Source organism: Mucilaginibacter sp. PAMC 26640 (assembly GCA_001596135.1).
Taxonomy (GTDB): domain Bacteria; phylum Bacteroidota; class Bacteroidia; order Sphingobacteriales; family Sphingobacteriaceae; genus Mucilaginibacter.
Map to the genome: position 1 here is coordinate 3,431,170 of CP014773.1, position 14,922 is coordinate 3,446,091.

The window sequence follows — 14,922 nt, forward strand, 5'->3', positions numbered from 1 at the left end:
AGTGTTACAATTGATAACCTAACTGTACGTTTGCAAAAAAAATCAATCATGGGTTGCACCTATGTATTTATATTTATATTTATCCCAAACAGGGCAATACTTTAAGCAAAGTACTTAAAAAATTGTTTTCGCCCCGCATGCAATTGCACACAATTTTATTACGGGTTTGTTATCCAGCATCACTATGAACTACCATCCATTATTAAAACAAATTAACGAGTACGTTTCTGCTTATTACAAGGCCCATGCCGACCCGAGGTTAGTTTACCATGATTTACAGCATACCGATAATATGGTCAATCGTGCTGTTGAAATCGCCAACCATTATCAGCTTAATGACAAGGATTATTTTGTAGTTGTTGCGGCCGCATGGTTTCATGATACGGGCTATATGATTGATGTAAATAATCACGAAGAAAAGAGTGCCCAGCTTGCCGAAAAATGGTTAAGCGAGCAAGCCGTTGAGGAAAGCGACAGAGCCGGCATCAAAAGCTGTATAATGGCTACAAAAATGCCGCAAGCTCCCTCAAACTTGCTGGAGAAGATTATCTGCGATGCAGACCTGTACCATTTGGGTACCGACGATTTTTTTGACACAGACAAACTGTTGCGAAAAGAAGTGCAGACCTTACAAGGGATGGAAATAAGTAAACAAGACTGGCGCCGAAAAAGCATTGTTTTTTTATCAGAACATCAATACCATACCGATTATTGCCAGGTATTGCTAAACGGCACCCAACAAAAAAACATCCGGATCTTGAGGGATAAAGTGGCCAGGGCCGATGAGAAAGCTAAGGACGAAGCAGCAGATAAAAAATCTGAAAAGGTCGGGCAAAAACCAGCTGCGAAACAGCAAGATGATAAATCTGATGCTATTGCTGTTATCAGTAGGCAAGCCAAGGCAAAAGTAGAAGAGCCCAAGAAAGGGATTGAAACCATGTTTAGGATCACCTCTACCAACCACCAGCGGTTGAGTGATATGGCCGATAACAAGGCGCACATCATGATCACGGTAAACTCCATTATTCTTTCAGCAATAATTAGTTTGGTGCTGCGCCGGTTAAGCGAGAATCAATACCTCATTATCCCAACGTTTATTTTGCTGTCTATAAGTTTACTGGCAATCGTATTTTCTATCCTCGCTACGCGTCCGTCTATCCCCAGCGGAGAATTCAAGAAGGAGGACGTCGATAACAAGAGCGTCAACCTGCTATTTTTCGGGAACTTTTACAAATCTACATTAGCAGAATATAACTACGGTATGGAGAAAATGATGGAGGACAAAGATTTCCTCTACGGCAGCCTTATCAAAGACGTATATTCTCAGGGTGTAGTGCTGGGGAAAAAATATCGTTTGTTGCGTATTGCTTATAACATATTCATGTTCGGGCTCATCGTATCTGTACTCGCATTCATTGTATTCTCTGCGTTCTTTTCCGGCAAACCTATATTTTAAAGGCCTCTTATGCATTATTTTAGTCGTGATTTAAGCTGGTTGGGCTTTAACCAGCGTGTGCTTGATGAAGCCGCCAACACTTCTGTCCCGTTATTGGAACGCATCAGGTTCCTGGCCATTTACTCATCCAACCTTGATGAATTTTACCGCGTGCGGATGCCTGTTTTGCGTGCCCTCCAAAAAATTGGGGAAAAGAAAAGCAGCGACATCGATGCGGATAAACAAACCGACTTGCTGGCAAGGGCATCTGCAACTATCCTGGCGCAACAGCAGCGCTTTGGGCAAATTTTAACCACTGTCCTTATTCCGCAGCTGCGTGCGCAGAAAATTCATTTAGTATATAACGAGCCTTTTCCACAAGCGCTACTGACTGATGTAAGCAATTACTTTTTATCGGTAGTGCTGGCATTTTTGCAGCCAGTTGCATTAGATTCTACGCACGGCTATTTTCCGGAAAATAACAAGTTGTATTTTTTGGTGGAGTTGACCGGGGATACTGATAATAAACTTGTACTGGTAAACATCCCGTCGGATGAACTCCCCAGGTTTTTTTCCGCCAATGCTGATGGTGAACAATACATTTACTTTTTGGATGATGTGATCCGTTTTAACCTGGATAAGCTTTTTCCTAAAGCAGAAATAAAAAACTGTTACAGTTTTAAGATCACGCGCGATGCGGAGCTGGATCTGAAAGATGAATACTCAGGTGACCTTTCAGAACAGATTGAAAAACAACTGAATAAGCGCGATTTGGGCTATGCCACCAGGTTTTTATACCAGGCAGATATGCCGCTGCGTATTTTGGATAGCCTGGGCACCTACCTTAACCTCAATAAACCAACCACAGTAGAAGGCGGTAGGTATCATAACTTAAAAGATTTCTTCTCTCTACCCATTAGCGATCCCAAAATAACCTACGACAAGTGGCCTGCGATAGAATTAGCAGATGTGGGTACGGAAGAAAAGCTGACATCGGTAATCGCTCACAAAGACCTGCTGGTCAATCCGCCCTATCACTCTTATCATACCATTCTTCGTTTTTTTAACGAGGCGGCAGCAAACCCCGATGTAGAGGAGATCAGCGTAACACTTTATCGCGTAGCAAGTGATTCTAAAATTGTAAATGCGCTGATCACCGCTGCAAAAAGCGGCAAAAAAGTGCGGGTAGTTGTAGAGTTAAAAGCCCGGTTTGATGAAGCAAACAATATTAAATGGGCAAAAAAACTAAAAGCGGCAGGGGCGGAGATCATCTACAGTGTTACCGCATTGAAGGTACATGCTAAAATAGCGCTGGTAAAAACGCGGACCAATAACCGGATAGCCTATTCGGGGCTATTAGCAACCGGAAATTTTAACGAAGGCACTGCTAAAACGTATACCGATCATATCCTGCTGACCACCAATCATAAATTGCTGCGCGAAGTTGAGCTATTGTTCATCTTTTTAGCGAAACGCGAAAAACCGGCAGCAGAAAACCAGATCAAATTTAAGTATTTACTGGTGGCCCAATTTAACTTGCAGCAACGCTTTTTAGAATTGATAGACCGGGAAATTGAATTTGCCAAACAACAGTTGCCGGCAAATATCACGATTAAGATGAATAACCTGGAAGAGCGCAAAATGATTGATAAGCTCTATGAGGCATCATTGGCCGGGGTGAAGATTTCTTTGATCATCAGGGGCATTTGCTGCCTGGTGCCCGGCATTATTGGGCAAAGTGAAAATATCACCGTTAGACGAATTGTAGACCGCTACCTGGAGCACGGCCGCATTTTCATATTCGGTAACAATGGGCGCGAGGAGATTTTTATGGGATCGGCCGATTGGATGAACAGGAATATTCATCATCGGATAGAAGTTTGTTTCCCGGTATTTGACGAGCAAATTAAGCAGCAACTACTACAAATAATTAATTTGCAGCTAAACGATAATGTGCAGGCGGTGTTATTAGATGAGCATCTTAACAATATAAAACCCGAGGTTACTGGGGAACTGATACAATCGCAACAGGCGATCTATCACTTGTTGAACAGAAAAGATGCCGATAACTAGATTGAATATGAAAAAGATAATATTTTTAATGTCGGCAGTATTGATTGCCGTGACCATAACATCCTGCGGGCAGAACGGCAAAAAGAATACCGATAAGAGTGAGGATATAAAAGACCAAAAACAGGGTACTAATGATGAGGGGGGAGCTCAGCCACTTGCGGGTTATGATCTTTCCAGTCCGGTAAAATACGGTATGCCGGCGGATCTGCAGGAAATATCCGGCATTGCTTTTAATGATGGAGATAGCAAAAGTCTCTACGCGGAACAGGATGAGGACGGAATGATCTATTACCTGCATTTAGGTGATAAAGCAGCTAAAAGTGCTAAATTTGCCAAGCACGGAGATTACGAAGACATAGCCGTTGGCAATAACCAGGCAGTAATACTGCGCAGTGATGGTGAATTTCATAGTTTTCCCTTAAGTGAAGTAGCCTCGGGACAGATCAAAAGCCAGAAGGTGAAACACCTGATGCCTGCCGGAGAGTATGAGGCAATGGAGTTTGATAAGGATACTAAAAAGCTTTATGTACTTTGCAAACAATGCGAAGTGGACAAATCATCAAATAATAACAGCGGTTATATATTCGATTTGAACACGGACGGGAGTATCACTAAAACGGGCGATTTCAACATAATAATGAAAGATCCGTCGGACAGTGAGAAAAGCAAGTTTAAATTCCGCCCGTCAGCATTTGCAAAAAATCCGGTTACGAAACAGTGGTTCATCTTGTCCTCGATCAATAAAATACTGGTTGTTGCTGATGAAAATTGGAAAGTACAGGCCAGTTATCCACTTAAGGGTTTTTTGCAACCGGAAGGTATCGCCTTTGACAGTACCGGCAATATGTACATCTCTAACGAAGGTGACGAATTGGAAAGCGGTAATGTTATGCTTTTCAAATACACCGGGCAAAAGTAAAGCGTTGCGGATCAACAGAGCCGTAACGCATGGTTCATTGTTGTTAAATTTTTATGCCGCACTTTATGTTTAAAAACCTACTTATCCTTTGTGTTGTTTCTGGCTTGGCTTTAAAAAGCTATGGGCAGCAAAATACAGGAATTACACAGCCAGCATTTAGAGATAGCATTATCATAAAGGTGCACCCATCATATAATGATGTCTCAAAAGTGCATCGCTGGCTGTTTGGTGAAAACTACCGCAAGGAATGGGCCACGCCGGTTAAGTTGCCGCTCATCAAAATTTCGGAAATTTATGGCGGCCTGAAACCCCTGCGCGAAGGGGGAGGGATGCAATCTAAGTCACTCAGGCTGGCAGATAAAACCGGTAAAGAGTGGGTGATTCGCAGCGTTGAAAAAACACCTGATAAATTATTACCTGCAAACTTCCAGGGTACCATAGCAATCGACTGGCTGGATGACGCCCTGAGCAGCCAGCACCCGTTTTCGGCATTAATAGTGCCGCCATTGGCCCAGGCAGCCAACGTGCCGCATTCTACGCCGATCATCGGTGTAGTTGCCGATGATGAGGCTCTGGGTAAATACCGTAAAAAGTTTGCCAATACGGTTTGCCTGCTGGAAGAGCGCGAACCGGGCGGGGAATCTGACAATACCGAAAAAGCCCTTGGCAAGATCATCGCCGATAATGATAACCATTTTGACGGTGAGGCTTTTTTAAGGGCCCGGTTGCTCGACCTGCTGTTGGCCGACTGGGATAGGCATGAGGACCAATGGCGCTGGCTGGATAGGCAAAAGGGTAACGGCAAGATGTACGTTGGCGTTCCGCGCGACCGCGACCAGGTGATGCACGTTTCGCAGGGAGTGTTCCCAAGCGTGGCCGCAGTATCGTTCATCAACCCTGCATTTGATGATTTTGGCGGCACCATTCCCCGCCCCAAATACTCCATCTATAAAACCCGTTTTATAAAGCCATATACCGATGCCCAAATCCCCTATGAGGAATGGATGCGCATCACCCGCGAGTTTGTTGCTGCCGAAACCGACGAAGTTTTGGAAGCAGGCTTGCGCCGTTTACCTTCCGGGGTTTATCAAATGCGGCATGAGGAGTTGCTTACTAAATTAAAAGAACGGAGAGGTGCCATCCCGGCCGCAATGGATAACTACTATCATTTCATTAACCGTATTGTTGATATCCGCACCAGCAACAAGAGCGAATTAGTGAACATTAGCGATGCTGCGGATGGCGGCATGTTGGTGCTGATCCGCAAGATAAAAAAGAGCGGCCAGCCTGCCGATACCATTTTGAACATGGTGTACAAACCCGGGCTTACCCATGAGATCAGGCTGTATGTGTCTGACGGGGACGACCATGTAGTGATCAACAACACATCATCACCAATTAATTTGAGGGTAATAGGTGGTAAGGGCACCAAAACCTACGAAGGCATCAGAAGTAAAGGGAAGGTGCTGGTATATGACAAGCGTGACAGCGCCACATTTACAGGGGATGAAAGTGTGTTTGCCAAACGCCTCTCGCGGGATACGATGAACACCAAGTACGTGGCCACCAATCCCTACAATATCTGGATGCCGCTGGCTACCATAGCCCTTAATGCCGATGACGGCTTTTTGATAGGCGCGGGTGTGCAGTATACCAAATATGATGGGTTCCGCAAGGCACCATACACCAGTTTGCAGCAGTTGCTGGTAACCCATTCATTTTCTACCCGGGCGTTCCGCATCCGGTACAACGGCGAATGGATTGACGCCCTCGGCAAGGCGGATCTGGTGATGAGGGCTTATCTGCAGGCGCCGGATAATACGCAAAACTTTTTTGGCTTCGGCAATAATACTGCGCTGCTAAAGTTTCCGGGTTACCGCCGCTTTTATCGTACCCGTTACGATACTTACCAGTTTGACCCCGCCCTGCGCTGGCGGCTGGATAATACCCGGAGCATTACAGTTGGTCCCTCGTTTCAATACTACCACTTGGATGCCAGCGACAACGTGGGCAGGCTGATAGCCCGGCCTAATGCTGTAAACTCCTACGATAGCCTTGTGGTAGGTAATGATAAAGCACACCTGGGCCTTGCAGTGAACTATATTGCCAATCAGCGTAAAGGCGGGATCTTCCCAAATGATGGTTATTATTTTACCGCAACCCTGGCCGGCTACACCGGCTTGAATACCGACTCCAGATCTTTCGGACAGCTGCGGTCTGAATTTACTTTCTATAAAAAGATCACCGGCAACGGCGCATTGGTTTTAAGCGACCGGATTGGTGGCGGTATCACGGTAGGCAACCCGGCCTTTTACCAGGGTATGTTTTTGGGTGGGCAAGGTAACTTGCTGGGCTACCTGCAAAACAGGTTTGCGGGCAGGCACATGCTCTATAATAATTTACAGGCACGGCTAAAACTGGCCAACATTAAAAGCTATATACTACCAGGCCAACTGGGTATAAGCGGCTTTTATGATGCCGGCCGGGTTTGGACAAATGAAAGGGATGCCAACATCATTCACCAGGGCTACGGCGGCGGCGTTTACTTTTCGCCTGCAGCGGTTGTGGTGGTACAGGTCCTTGTAGGGCATTCTAAAGAGGGTACCTACCCATATCTGTCAATGAACTTCAGGCTGTAATACCTGCTTGCAAACTAGAGATCAAGGTTAAGTTGTGTTAATATATTGATAGTCAATTTTTTGTGATCTTCTAATGATAACCATATTAACCCTTAATTATTAGAATAACACTTTTTGCTTTTCTTCGTGAGGCCAATGAAGTTCTATCCCCATAAAGGATGCAACAAATAATAGATATTTTATCTAGCCAGCTATAATAATCACGCAACCACTGCTAACTATAAAGGCTTTGTGTCACTTAGTGCTTTCTCTGTGTAATCCATTCTCACCAGGCGATCTGTAGCTTCACTTAACCTACATTAACTTTTCTCTTTAATGTACATTAAGTTGAAATACTGTGATTATCCCGACATTTGAATCAACAAACAAGGCACTATTAAACACAAAAATAATCTAACAACAACATGGAAAATACAATCAACGGCATCCACCACATCACAGCCATAGCAGGCAATGCCAAACGTAATTACAACTTTTACGCCAATATTTTAGGGCAGCGGCTGGTTAAAAAGACCGTTAACTTTGATGATCCCGAAACTTACCATTTGTACTATGGCAACAGAGAAGGTGAGCCGGGAACTATCCTAACCTTTTTCCCCTGGGAAGGCATCCAAACAGGCAGGAGAGGCGCCAGGCAGGCAACCGAGATTGGTTATTCTGTACCCGAAGGTAGCTTTGATTTCTGGCTGAAACGATTCGAAAAACACAATGTGATCTACAATAAAGTAGCCGAAAAATTTGGTGAGCAATACCTAACCGTGTTGGACCCCGATGGCCTGAAACTAGAGCTGACCGCATCTAAAAACGCTGATCAACGTTTGCCCTGGGAAACAGATGAGGTAAAAGCGGAGAACGCTTTGAAAGGCTTCCACAATGTCACCATCAGCACCAATAAAATGCAACCGACAGCTGATATTTTAACCGGTGTGTTCGGCTACAAATTATTAGAGCAAAGCGTAAACCGTTACCGGTTCGTAACCGACGCAGTTGATAATGCGGCCATTGTTGACCTGGTGGAAGTGGCAGGTGAAGTAGCCGGGCATGTTGCAGGCGGCAGCGTACACCATGTGGCATTCCGGGTGAAAAATGAGGAAGTACTTATGCAGTACCGCGAAAAGATAGCAAGGATGGGTTTAAACATAACGGATAAAATAGACCGTAACTACTTCTATTCGCTATATTTCCGCGAACCGGGAGGTGTATTGTTTGAGATCGCGACCGATAATCCGGGATTTGCGGTAGACGAGCCGGTTGAAGAACTGGGCCAAAACCTAAAATTGCCGGAACAACACGAAAGATTACGTGCTCATTTAGAAAAATCATTACCGCAACTGTTCTAAATAACGATGTATAGCCACACTAAACAAATAAAAACGGCGGGTGCAGCACCCGCCGTTGCCAAAGGCGCTTTGATCCTTCTGCATGGCAGGGGAGGTACAGCTGCCAATATTATCGGTATTGCTAACGAGTTAAATATACCTGACTTTGCTATATACGCGCCGCAAGCCACCAACCAAAGCTGGTACCCTACTAGTTTTTTAGCACCCGATGCCCAAAATCAACCCGCGCTTGATTCGGCTTTGAGTGTTATTGATGAAACCGTGCAGCAGGTAATTGCCGACGGTATTCCGGTTCACAAGATCTACTTTCTGGGCTTTTCACAGGGGGCGTGTTTAACTTTGGAATACATTACGCGCCATGCGCAGCCTTTTGGCGGTGCGGTTGCCTTTACAGGTGGGTTGATAGGTGAGCGGGTTAATTTGGATAACTATACTGGCGACTTTGTGGGCATGCCCGTTTTGATCACTACCGGTAACCCTGACCCGCATGTACCGCTGACCAGGGTAGAGGAAAGCGTAAAGGTTTTGAAAAGTATGGATGCGGCAGTAACCCTGAAGGTTTATAACGGCAGGCCGCATACCATTAGTCGCGAAGAAATAGAATTGGCCAATAACACCATTTTTATATGAACAAACTATTAGCACTGCTGTTGGCTATTTGGACCGCAAGCAATTTTAAAAAAGTAAGGCAATGAACTACGACGATATCGAACTGATCAACAACCAGGCCAGCCACAATTTTGAACTACTTGTGGATGGGCAGCGCGCATTTATCGATTACAAAACGAAGGATAACAAAATTTATCTCGTCCACACTGAAGTCCCCAAAGAATTGCAGGGGCAGGGTGTTGCCGAAGCTTTGGTTGAAAAAGCTTTTAATTATATCGAGCAGCATAAGCTGGTAATGATCCCATCGTGCAGCTATGTACAGTTATTTTTGAAGAAGCATCCCGAGTGGGACCGGATTTTGGCAGCGTAATTCAACGCTTCTAACGGTTAGTATAGGAGTTGGGGTAGCGCCATCTCATTTTTATACGGTGCTACCCCGGCGGGACGAACTAAAACTCCTGCGTAATTTTCCGCGCCGGGCTCTCCAGTTTGCCGCTTTTGCGGATTCCGGCCACTGTCATATGCACAATGTTCAACTGGTCGTCATAAAGGTTTTGCAGTAGGCTAATATCCGCATCAATTTTTTTGGGTGCGCCAACTCTGGGCGATTCGAGGTAAACATTCACCGCTTCCTTGTTGATCTCGTATCCCAAATAGTTTAACGAAAGCACTGCCCCGCCGGTCTTTACCTGCAGGTGCCCCGCAGCATATTTTTTTACGAGCGCGTCCATAGCTGCGTGTACCTCTGGTCTGGTCAGGTCGACTTTGGTGTTGAATTGTTTTTCCAGTGCCCGCTCAAAATCATCGGTAAAAATAGTAAGGATTACCTCTACCTGACCGTCCTTGGCGTTGTAACTGATATCTGATGTGCTTACGTGCAGCGGATGAAAGCCATTGTTGGCGGGCTTTGATATGCCTAAAGTCCCCAATAAAATGTAACAATATAATAGCGGTTTGGCTAATAAAGCGGTCATAATAGTGCGCGGTTTTATTTATAGTTAAAACCTGCTAAATTTACGCTTTCAACCCCTGATTATTGCACATGTCTGATTTTGTTTTTTATTTTGGCTTAGGATGGAAGCACATAATCAGCATCGACGCCTTAGATCACCAACTTTTTATCCTGGCACTTGCCGCCGTTTACACCTTTAAAAATATCCGGCAGGTACTTATTTTAGTTACCGCTTTTACAATCGGGCACAGCCTTACATTGGCGCTCAGTGTGCTGGATGTTATCCGCTTTAGCAGTAAATGGGTGGAGTTTCTGATCCCCTGCACCATTTTTATAACTGCCCTCAATAATATTTTAAGGGTTGATAAAAGAGAAGGCAGCGCTAAGGTGAACTACTACCTTGCCTTGGGTTTTGGATTGATCCATGGGATGGGCTTTGCCAACTCCATTCGCATTATGCTGGCGCAGGGTCAGGGCATCGGGATGGGGCTTTTTGGCTTCAATATCGGTCTGGAGGCAGGTCAGATCATGGTGGTGGCAGTGATCCTGGTATTTGCTTTTGTATTCGTCAATATGCTGAACGTGAAGCGAAGGGATTGGATATTTTTTTTATCTTCGGGTGTGTTCGCATTGGCCATAAAAATGGCTATTGAGCGGCTACCTTTTTTACATTGAAAAACTATTAAACTAAACACATATATGAAGCGGATTTTTACCGGACTTTTATTCGTTCTTGGTACCGTAGGGGCTGCATTTGCGCAGAACATTCAAAACAACCCCGGCAGTAACCACGGCAACAAATTTGAGCAGTTGGGCACTATACTCAGCACGCCGAACGAGCAGCGTACAGCCAGCGGCGCCCCCGGCGTTAAATACTGGCAGCAACGTGCCGATTATAACATCAAGTGCGAGCTGGATGAAAAAAACCTGAAGCTGATTGGCAGCGAAACGGTTACCTATTTTAACAACTCGCCTGATCCGCTGACTTACATTTGGTTACAGCTAGACGAAAACCAGCACAGCACTAAAAATAACGCTGATTACCAAAGCAGCTCAACCATGCCGAAGCAAACTACTATCCAGAACCTGGAGCGTGCGGCTGGACGTAACAGCAATGAAGATAATGGCCTGGGTGACATGATCACCAAACTGACTGATGCTACCGGTAAAAAATTAGCTTTCACTGTTAATAAAACGATGATGCGCATAGAGCTGCCTGTTCCTTTAAAGGCTGGTCAGTCGTTCATCTTTAACCTCGACTGGAACTACAAGATAACTGACCGGATGACCATAGGCGGTCGTGGCGGTTATGAGTATTTTCCGGAGGATGGCAATTACCTGTTCACCATGACCCAGTGGTACCCGCGCCTTTGCGTTTACAGCGATTTCCAGGGATGGCAAAACCACCAGTTCACCGGCCGCGGTGAATTCGCGTTAACGTTTGGTAATTTCCACGTTCAAATGACGGTGCCTGCAGATCACGTTATCGGTGCTACAGGCGAGTGTTTAAATTATTCAGCCGTACTAAGTGCGGAAAAATTGGCCCGTTACAACAAAGCCAAAACGTCTCCGGTGCCAGTACAGGTGGTTAACCTGGCCGATGCTAAAAAAGCAGAAGCTGCACCGTCCACTGCTAAAAAAACCTGGGTATTCCAGGCAAACAATGTGCGCGATTTTGCATGGGGTTCTTCACGTAAATTCGTGTGGGATGCCATGGGCCAGAATGTAGGCGGCAAAAACGTAATGTGCATGAGCTTTTATGGTAAAGAAGCTTACAACCTGTACAGCAGATACTCTACCCGTTTAGTGGCGCACACCATCAAAAGCTATTCAGATTTTAGCATACCTTACCCGTATCCGGTGGCGCAAAGTGTAGAGGCATCAAACGGTATGGAGTACCCGATGATCTGCTTTAACTATGGCCGTACCGAAAAAGACGGTACGTACAGCGAGAGCACTAAAAACGGTATGATAGGGGTGATCATCCATGAGGTTGGTCACAATTTCTTCCCAATGATCATCAACAGCGATGAGCGCCAATGGAGCTGGATGGATGAAGGCCTAAACTCTTTCATTGAATACCTTACCGAAGAACTTTGGGATAATAAGTTCCCAAGCAAAAAAGGTGCGGCTTATACCATGGTTGATTATATGAAATTGCCAAAGAATGAGCTGGAGCCAATCATGTCTAACTCAGAGAACATTGTTCGCTTTGGCCCTAATGCTTACACCAAACCTGCAACCGGCTTAAACATTCTGCGCGAAACCATTATGGGCCGCAAACTGTTTGATTATGCCTTTAAAGAATACGCAAGGCGCTGGGCGTTTAAGCACCCAACGCCTGCAGATTTGTTCCGCACCATGGAAGATGCCAGCGGCGAAGATCTGGACTGGTTTTGGAGAGGCTGGTTCTACGGAACCGACCCGGTTGATATATCTTTAGATTCTGTTAAAGTAGCTAAGGCTGATCTGAAAGACAGCTACACCGCTCCGAAACGTAACGGTAACGCGCCAAAACTTGCGCCGCCGTCTGTTAATAGTTTTGAAGATATTTCCAAGGTTCGTAACCGTACCGATAAGAATATCAAGTTTCAAACGGATCTTGATACCGCCACTCATGATTTCTATTGGAAATATGATCGTGGAATGGTAGGTGCCGATTCGGTGAAATTTAATGAACTGATGAAGGCCCAGCCGGTACCAACTATGGCAACTGAAGCGATGACCGAAGAGGACAAAGCAAAATACGGGTCTAAATATTTTTACGAGCTAAATTTCACCAACAAAGGTGGTTTAGTAATGCCGATTATTGTTGAATTTAAGTTTGCAGATGGTACAACTCAAACAGATCGTACGCCGGCACAAATTTGGCGGATGAACGAAAAAACGGCCAGCAAATTTTATGTAATGGATAAAGAAGTAGTTTCTATTCAACTGGATCCGATGCGGGAAACTGCCGATATCGACGAGAGTAATAATTACTGGGGTAAAGGCGGCGAGGTATCTAAATTCCAGCTGTTCAAACAAAAGATGGGCGCAAATGGTCCGGTAAGAGGCCAGTCATCAGGGATCAACCCGATGCAGGTGACCACCGGCACTAAATAGTAAAAGCGTTATTATAATTGAAAAGGACCGGTTGATCTATTCAGCCGGTCCTTTTTTTGAACTTATAGGTGATGCTATCAGTTTTCGATAAAGTAATAATAGGTAGCTGCTGGTAGGTAATCTCTGTTCCTCTACTCAGTCCGTACTACGGTGATCTTCCTCAGTTGCAGCAAGTTTTTAAGGTGAATGTTTTTTTATTAAAAGTTAATAAATACCCGGCGTTAACCTTTCTATTGTAGCCTAAAATGTTTTATTTTGTAGCTTATGCCGGTATATATAGCATCATTAAATTCGGGAAGTAACGGCAATTGTTATTACGTTGGTAATGAGCACGAAGCAGTGCTGATCGATGCGGGTATCTCCTGCCGGGAAACCGAAAAAAGAATGTTGCGGTTGGGGCTGTCCATGCAGAAAGTGAAGGCCGTTTTTATCTCTCATGAACATTCTGATCATATTCGCGGTTTAGCCGTGTTAGCAAAAAAATACCGTTTACCGGTTTATGTTACCGACGGCACCGTTCATCATTGCGGAGATGTGCCTAAAGAGCTTTGCTACAGCCTGGGATCATATAGGCCCGTAACTATCGGCAATTTAGTGGTAACCGGCTTTCCAAAGCACCATGATGCTGTTGAACCTCACAGCTTTATGATCGCCGATGGGGACATTAAAATTGGTGTATTTACCGATATCGGTGCGCCCTGCGAGCACCTTATTCGCCATTTTACGCAATGCCATGCTGTGTTTTTAGAAGCCAATTATGATGAAGCTATGCTGGAGCAGGGCAGGTATCCGTATCATTTAAAACGACGCATTCGCGGCGGCAAGGGGCACTTGTCCAACGGGCAGGCTTTGCAGCTTTTTATAGATCATAAACCAAGTTTTATGAGCCATATATTGCTGGCCCACTTGTCTAAAGATAATAACGACCCTGAACTTGCGCTGCAATTGTTTATCCAGCATGCAGGGTCCACCCATGTAAGTGTAGCTTCCCGCTATTTTGAAAGTGAGGTTTTTTGTATTGATCCCGCCGTTGCGGCAGTAGCCGACCGGGTAGCATTTAATCAGATCACCGGGCAGTTTCAGTTTGCTTTAATTTAATTTTGATGCTGGAAATACTTTACCAGGACGATTACCTCATCGCTATAAATAAACCACATGGCTTACTGGTGCACCGGTCTTCAATAGCGGCCGATGCAGAAGAATTTGCGCTTCAAATGCTGCGCGACCAAATAGGCCTGAAAGTGAACCCGGTACACCGGATAGACCGTAAAACCGGGGGCGTGCTGCTTTTCGCCTTTGATAAACAAACGGAAATTGCCATGCAACAGGCCTTTATGGAAAACCGCGTGGGTAAAAAGTACCTGGCAGTGGTAAGAGGCTATACCCCGGATGAAATGGAAATAGATTACCCGTTACGGAAAGAGAACGGAACCTTGCAGGACGCCTTAACCCGTTTCACAACGTTGAAACAAGTTGAATTGGATGTTCCCCTGGGTAAACATCCTACTTCCAGATATTCTTTGGTAGAAGCTGTTCCGCAAACCGGCAGGATGCACCAGTTAAGAAAGCATTTCGCTCATATATTTCACCCCATTATAGGGGATCGTACCCATGGTTGTAATAAACAAAACAAAATGTTTAAAGAGAACTGGGAGATGGAGACCATGTTACTGCATGCTGCAGAGCTCAGTTTTAAACATCCGGTGAATGATGCCGAAACTATTTTGATCCTTGCACCGCTTCAACCCGGATTTTTGCAAGCGATGGCAATAATGGGATGGTAAAAAAATTGTTAAATATTAAGTATTACTGTAGTATTTTTGCGCCGCAGTAATTTAGTTGTAGAGATA

11 protein-coding genes and 1 pseudogene are annotated in these 14,922 nt (G+C 45.0%); 11 read left to right on the top strand and 1 reads right to left on the bottom strand.

All coding sequences use genetic code 11. The features are described from left to right. Window positions 1-184: 184 nt before the first annotated feature. The 7 genes from A0256_14885 (at window position 185) to A0256_14915 (ending at window position 9,385) form a co-directional block, all read left to right on the top strand. Window positions 185-1,456 (top strand): phosphohydrolase, encoded by a 1,272-nt coding sequence (locus tag A0256_14885; protein ID AMR32616.1) that lies wholly within the window; start codon window positions 185-187, stop codon window positions 1,454-1,456. Between the two features lie 9 nt (window positions 1,457-1,465). Beyond that, entirely contained in the window at window positions 1,466-3,508 is a 2,043-nt protein-coding gene (locus tag A0256_14890) for a polyphosphate kinase 1 (GenBank protein ID AMR32617.1), read from the top strand. A 7-nt stretch (window positions 3,509-3,515) separates the two neighbouring features. Beyond that, the gene (locus tag A0256_14895) at window positions 3,516-4,427 is read left to right on the top strand and encodes a hypothetical protein (GenBank protein ID AMR32618.1); all 912 of its coding nucleotides are present in this window, start codon (window positions 3,516-3,518) and stop codon (window positions 4,425-4,427) included. Window positions 4,428-4,492: 65 nt separating this feature from the next. Next, entirely contained in the window at window positions 4,493-7,066 is a 2,574-nt protein-coding gene (locus tag A0256_14900) for a hypothetical protein (protein AMR32619.1), read from the top strand. A 404-nt stretch (window positions 7,067-7,470) separates the two neighbouring features. After that, the gene (locus A0256_14905; protein ID AMR32620.1) at window positions 7,471-8,406 is read left to right on the top strand and encodes a diguanylate cyclase; all 936 of its coding nucleotides are present in this window, start codon (window positions 7,471-7,473) and stop codon (window positions 8,404-8,406) included. A gap of 6 nt (window positions 8,407-8,412) precedes the next feature. Beyond that, a complete protein-coding gene (locus A0256_14910; protein AMR32621.1) occupies window positions 8,413-9,036 on the top strand; it encodes a phospholipase in 624 nt (207 codons plus the stop codon). Window positions 9,037-9,097: 61 nt separating this feature from the next. Beyond that, window positions 9,098-9,385: an acetyltransferase gene (locus A0256_14915; protein ID AMR32622.1), complete on the top strand. Its 288-nt coding sequence runs from the start codon at window positions 9,098-9,100 to the stop codon at window positions 9,383-9,385. Window positions 9,386-9,464: 79 nt separating this feature from the next. Here the strand turns inward: A0256_14915 and A0256_14920 are convergent, their stop codons facing one another. Continuing rightward, window positions 9,465-9,989 carry a hypothetical protein gene (locus A0256_14920; GenBank protein AMR32623.1) on the bottom strand — a complete coding sequence of 175 codons (525 nt, stop codon included), beginning with the start codon at window positions 9,987-9,989 and terminating at the stop codon, window positions 9,465-9,467. Between the two features lie 68 nt (window positions 9,990-10,057). Between A0256_14920 and A0256_14925 the strand changes: the two genes are divergently transcribed. From A0256_14925 to A0256_14940, 4 genes and pseudogenes are all read left to right on the top strand, one after another. Further along, entirely contained in the window at window positions 10,058-10,642 is a 585-nt protein-coding gene (locus tag A0256_14925) for a HupE / UreJ protein (GenBank protein AMR32624.1), read from the top strand. A 24-nt stretch (window positions 10,643-10,666) separates the two neighbouring features. Further along, complete coding sequence (locus A0256_14930) at window positions 10,667-13,072, top strand: aminopeptidase (GenBank protein AMR32625.1); 2,406 nt, start codon at window positions 10,667-10,669, stop codon at window positions 13,070-13,072. Between the two features lie 264 nt (window positions 13,073-13,336). Beyond that, window positions 13,337-14,092: pseudogene (locus A0256_14935) on the top strand (MBL fold metallo-hydrolase). Window positions 14,093-14,175: 83 nt separating this feature from the next. After that, a complete protein-coding gene (locus tag A0256_14940) occupies window positions 14,176-14,856 on the top strand; it encodes a pseudouridylate synthase (protein ID AMR32626.1) in 681 nt (226 codons plus the stop codon). The last annotated feature ends 66 nt before the right edge of the window (window positions 14,857-14,922 follow it).

What these genes read in the sequence shown, in the direction of transcription:
- A0256_14885 (AMR32616.1), top strand. Translation starts at nt 185, where the DNA reads ATGAACTACCATCCATTATTAAAACAAATTAACGAGTACGTTTCTGCT.
- A0256_14890 (AMR32617.1), top strand. Translation starts at nt 1,466, where the DNA reads ATGCATTATTTTAGTCGTGATTTAAGCTGGTTGGGCTTTAACCAGCGT.
- A0256_14895 (AMR32618.1), top strand. Translation starts at nt 3,516, where the DNA reads ATGAAAAAGATAATATTTTTAATGTCGGCAGTATTGATTGCCGTGACC.
- A0256_14900 (AMR32619.1), top strand. Translation starts at nt 4,493, where the DNA reads ATGTTTAAAAACCTACTTATCCTTTGTGTTGTTTCTGGCTTGGCTTTA.
- A0256_14905 (AMR32620.1), top strand. Translation starts at nt 7,471, where the DNA reads ATGGAAAATACAATCAACGGCATCCACCACATCACAGCCATAGCAGGC.
- A0256_14910 (AMR32621.1), top strand. Translation starts at nt 8,413, where the DNA reads ATGTATAGCCACACTAAACAAATAAAAACGGCGGGTGCAGCACCCGCC.
- A0256_14915 (AMR32622.1), top strand. Translation starts at nt 9,098, where the DNA reads ATGAACTACGACGATATCGAACTGATCAACAACCAGGCCAGCCACAAT.
- A0256_14920 (AMR32623.1), bottom strand. Translation starts at nt 9,989, where the DNA reads ATGACCGCTTTATTAGCCAAACCGCTATTATATTGTTACATTTTATTG.
- A0256_14925 (AMR32624.1), top strand. Translation starts at nt 10,058, where the DNA reads ATGTCTGATTTTGTTTTTTATTTTGGCTTAGGATGGAAGCACATAATC.
- A0256_14930 (AMR32625.1), top strand. Translation starts at nt 10,667, where the DNA reads ATGAAGCGGATTTTTACCGGACTTTTATTCGTTCTTGGTACCGTAGGG.
- A0256_14940 (AMR32626.1), top strand. Translation starts at nt 14,176, where the DNA reads ATGCTGGAAATACTTTACCAGGACGATTACCTCATCGCTATAAATAAA.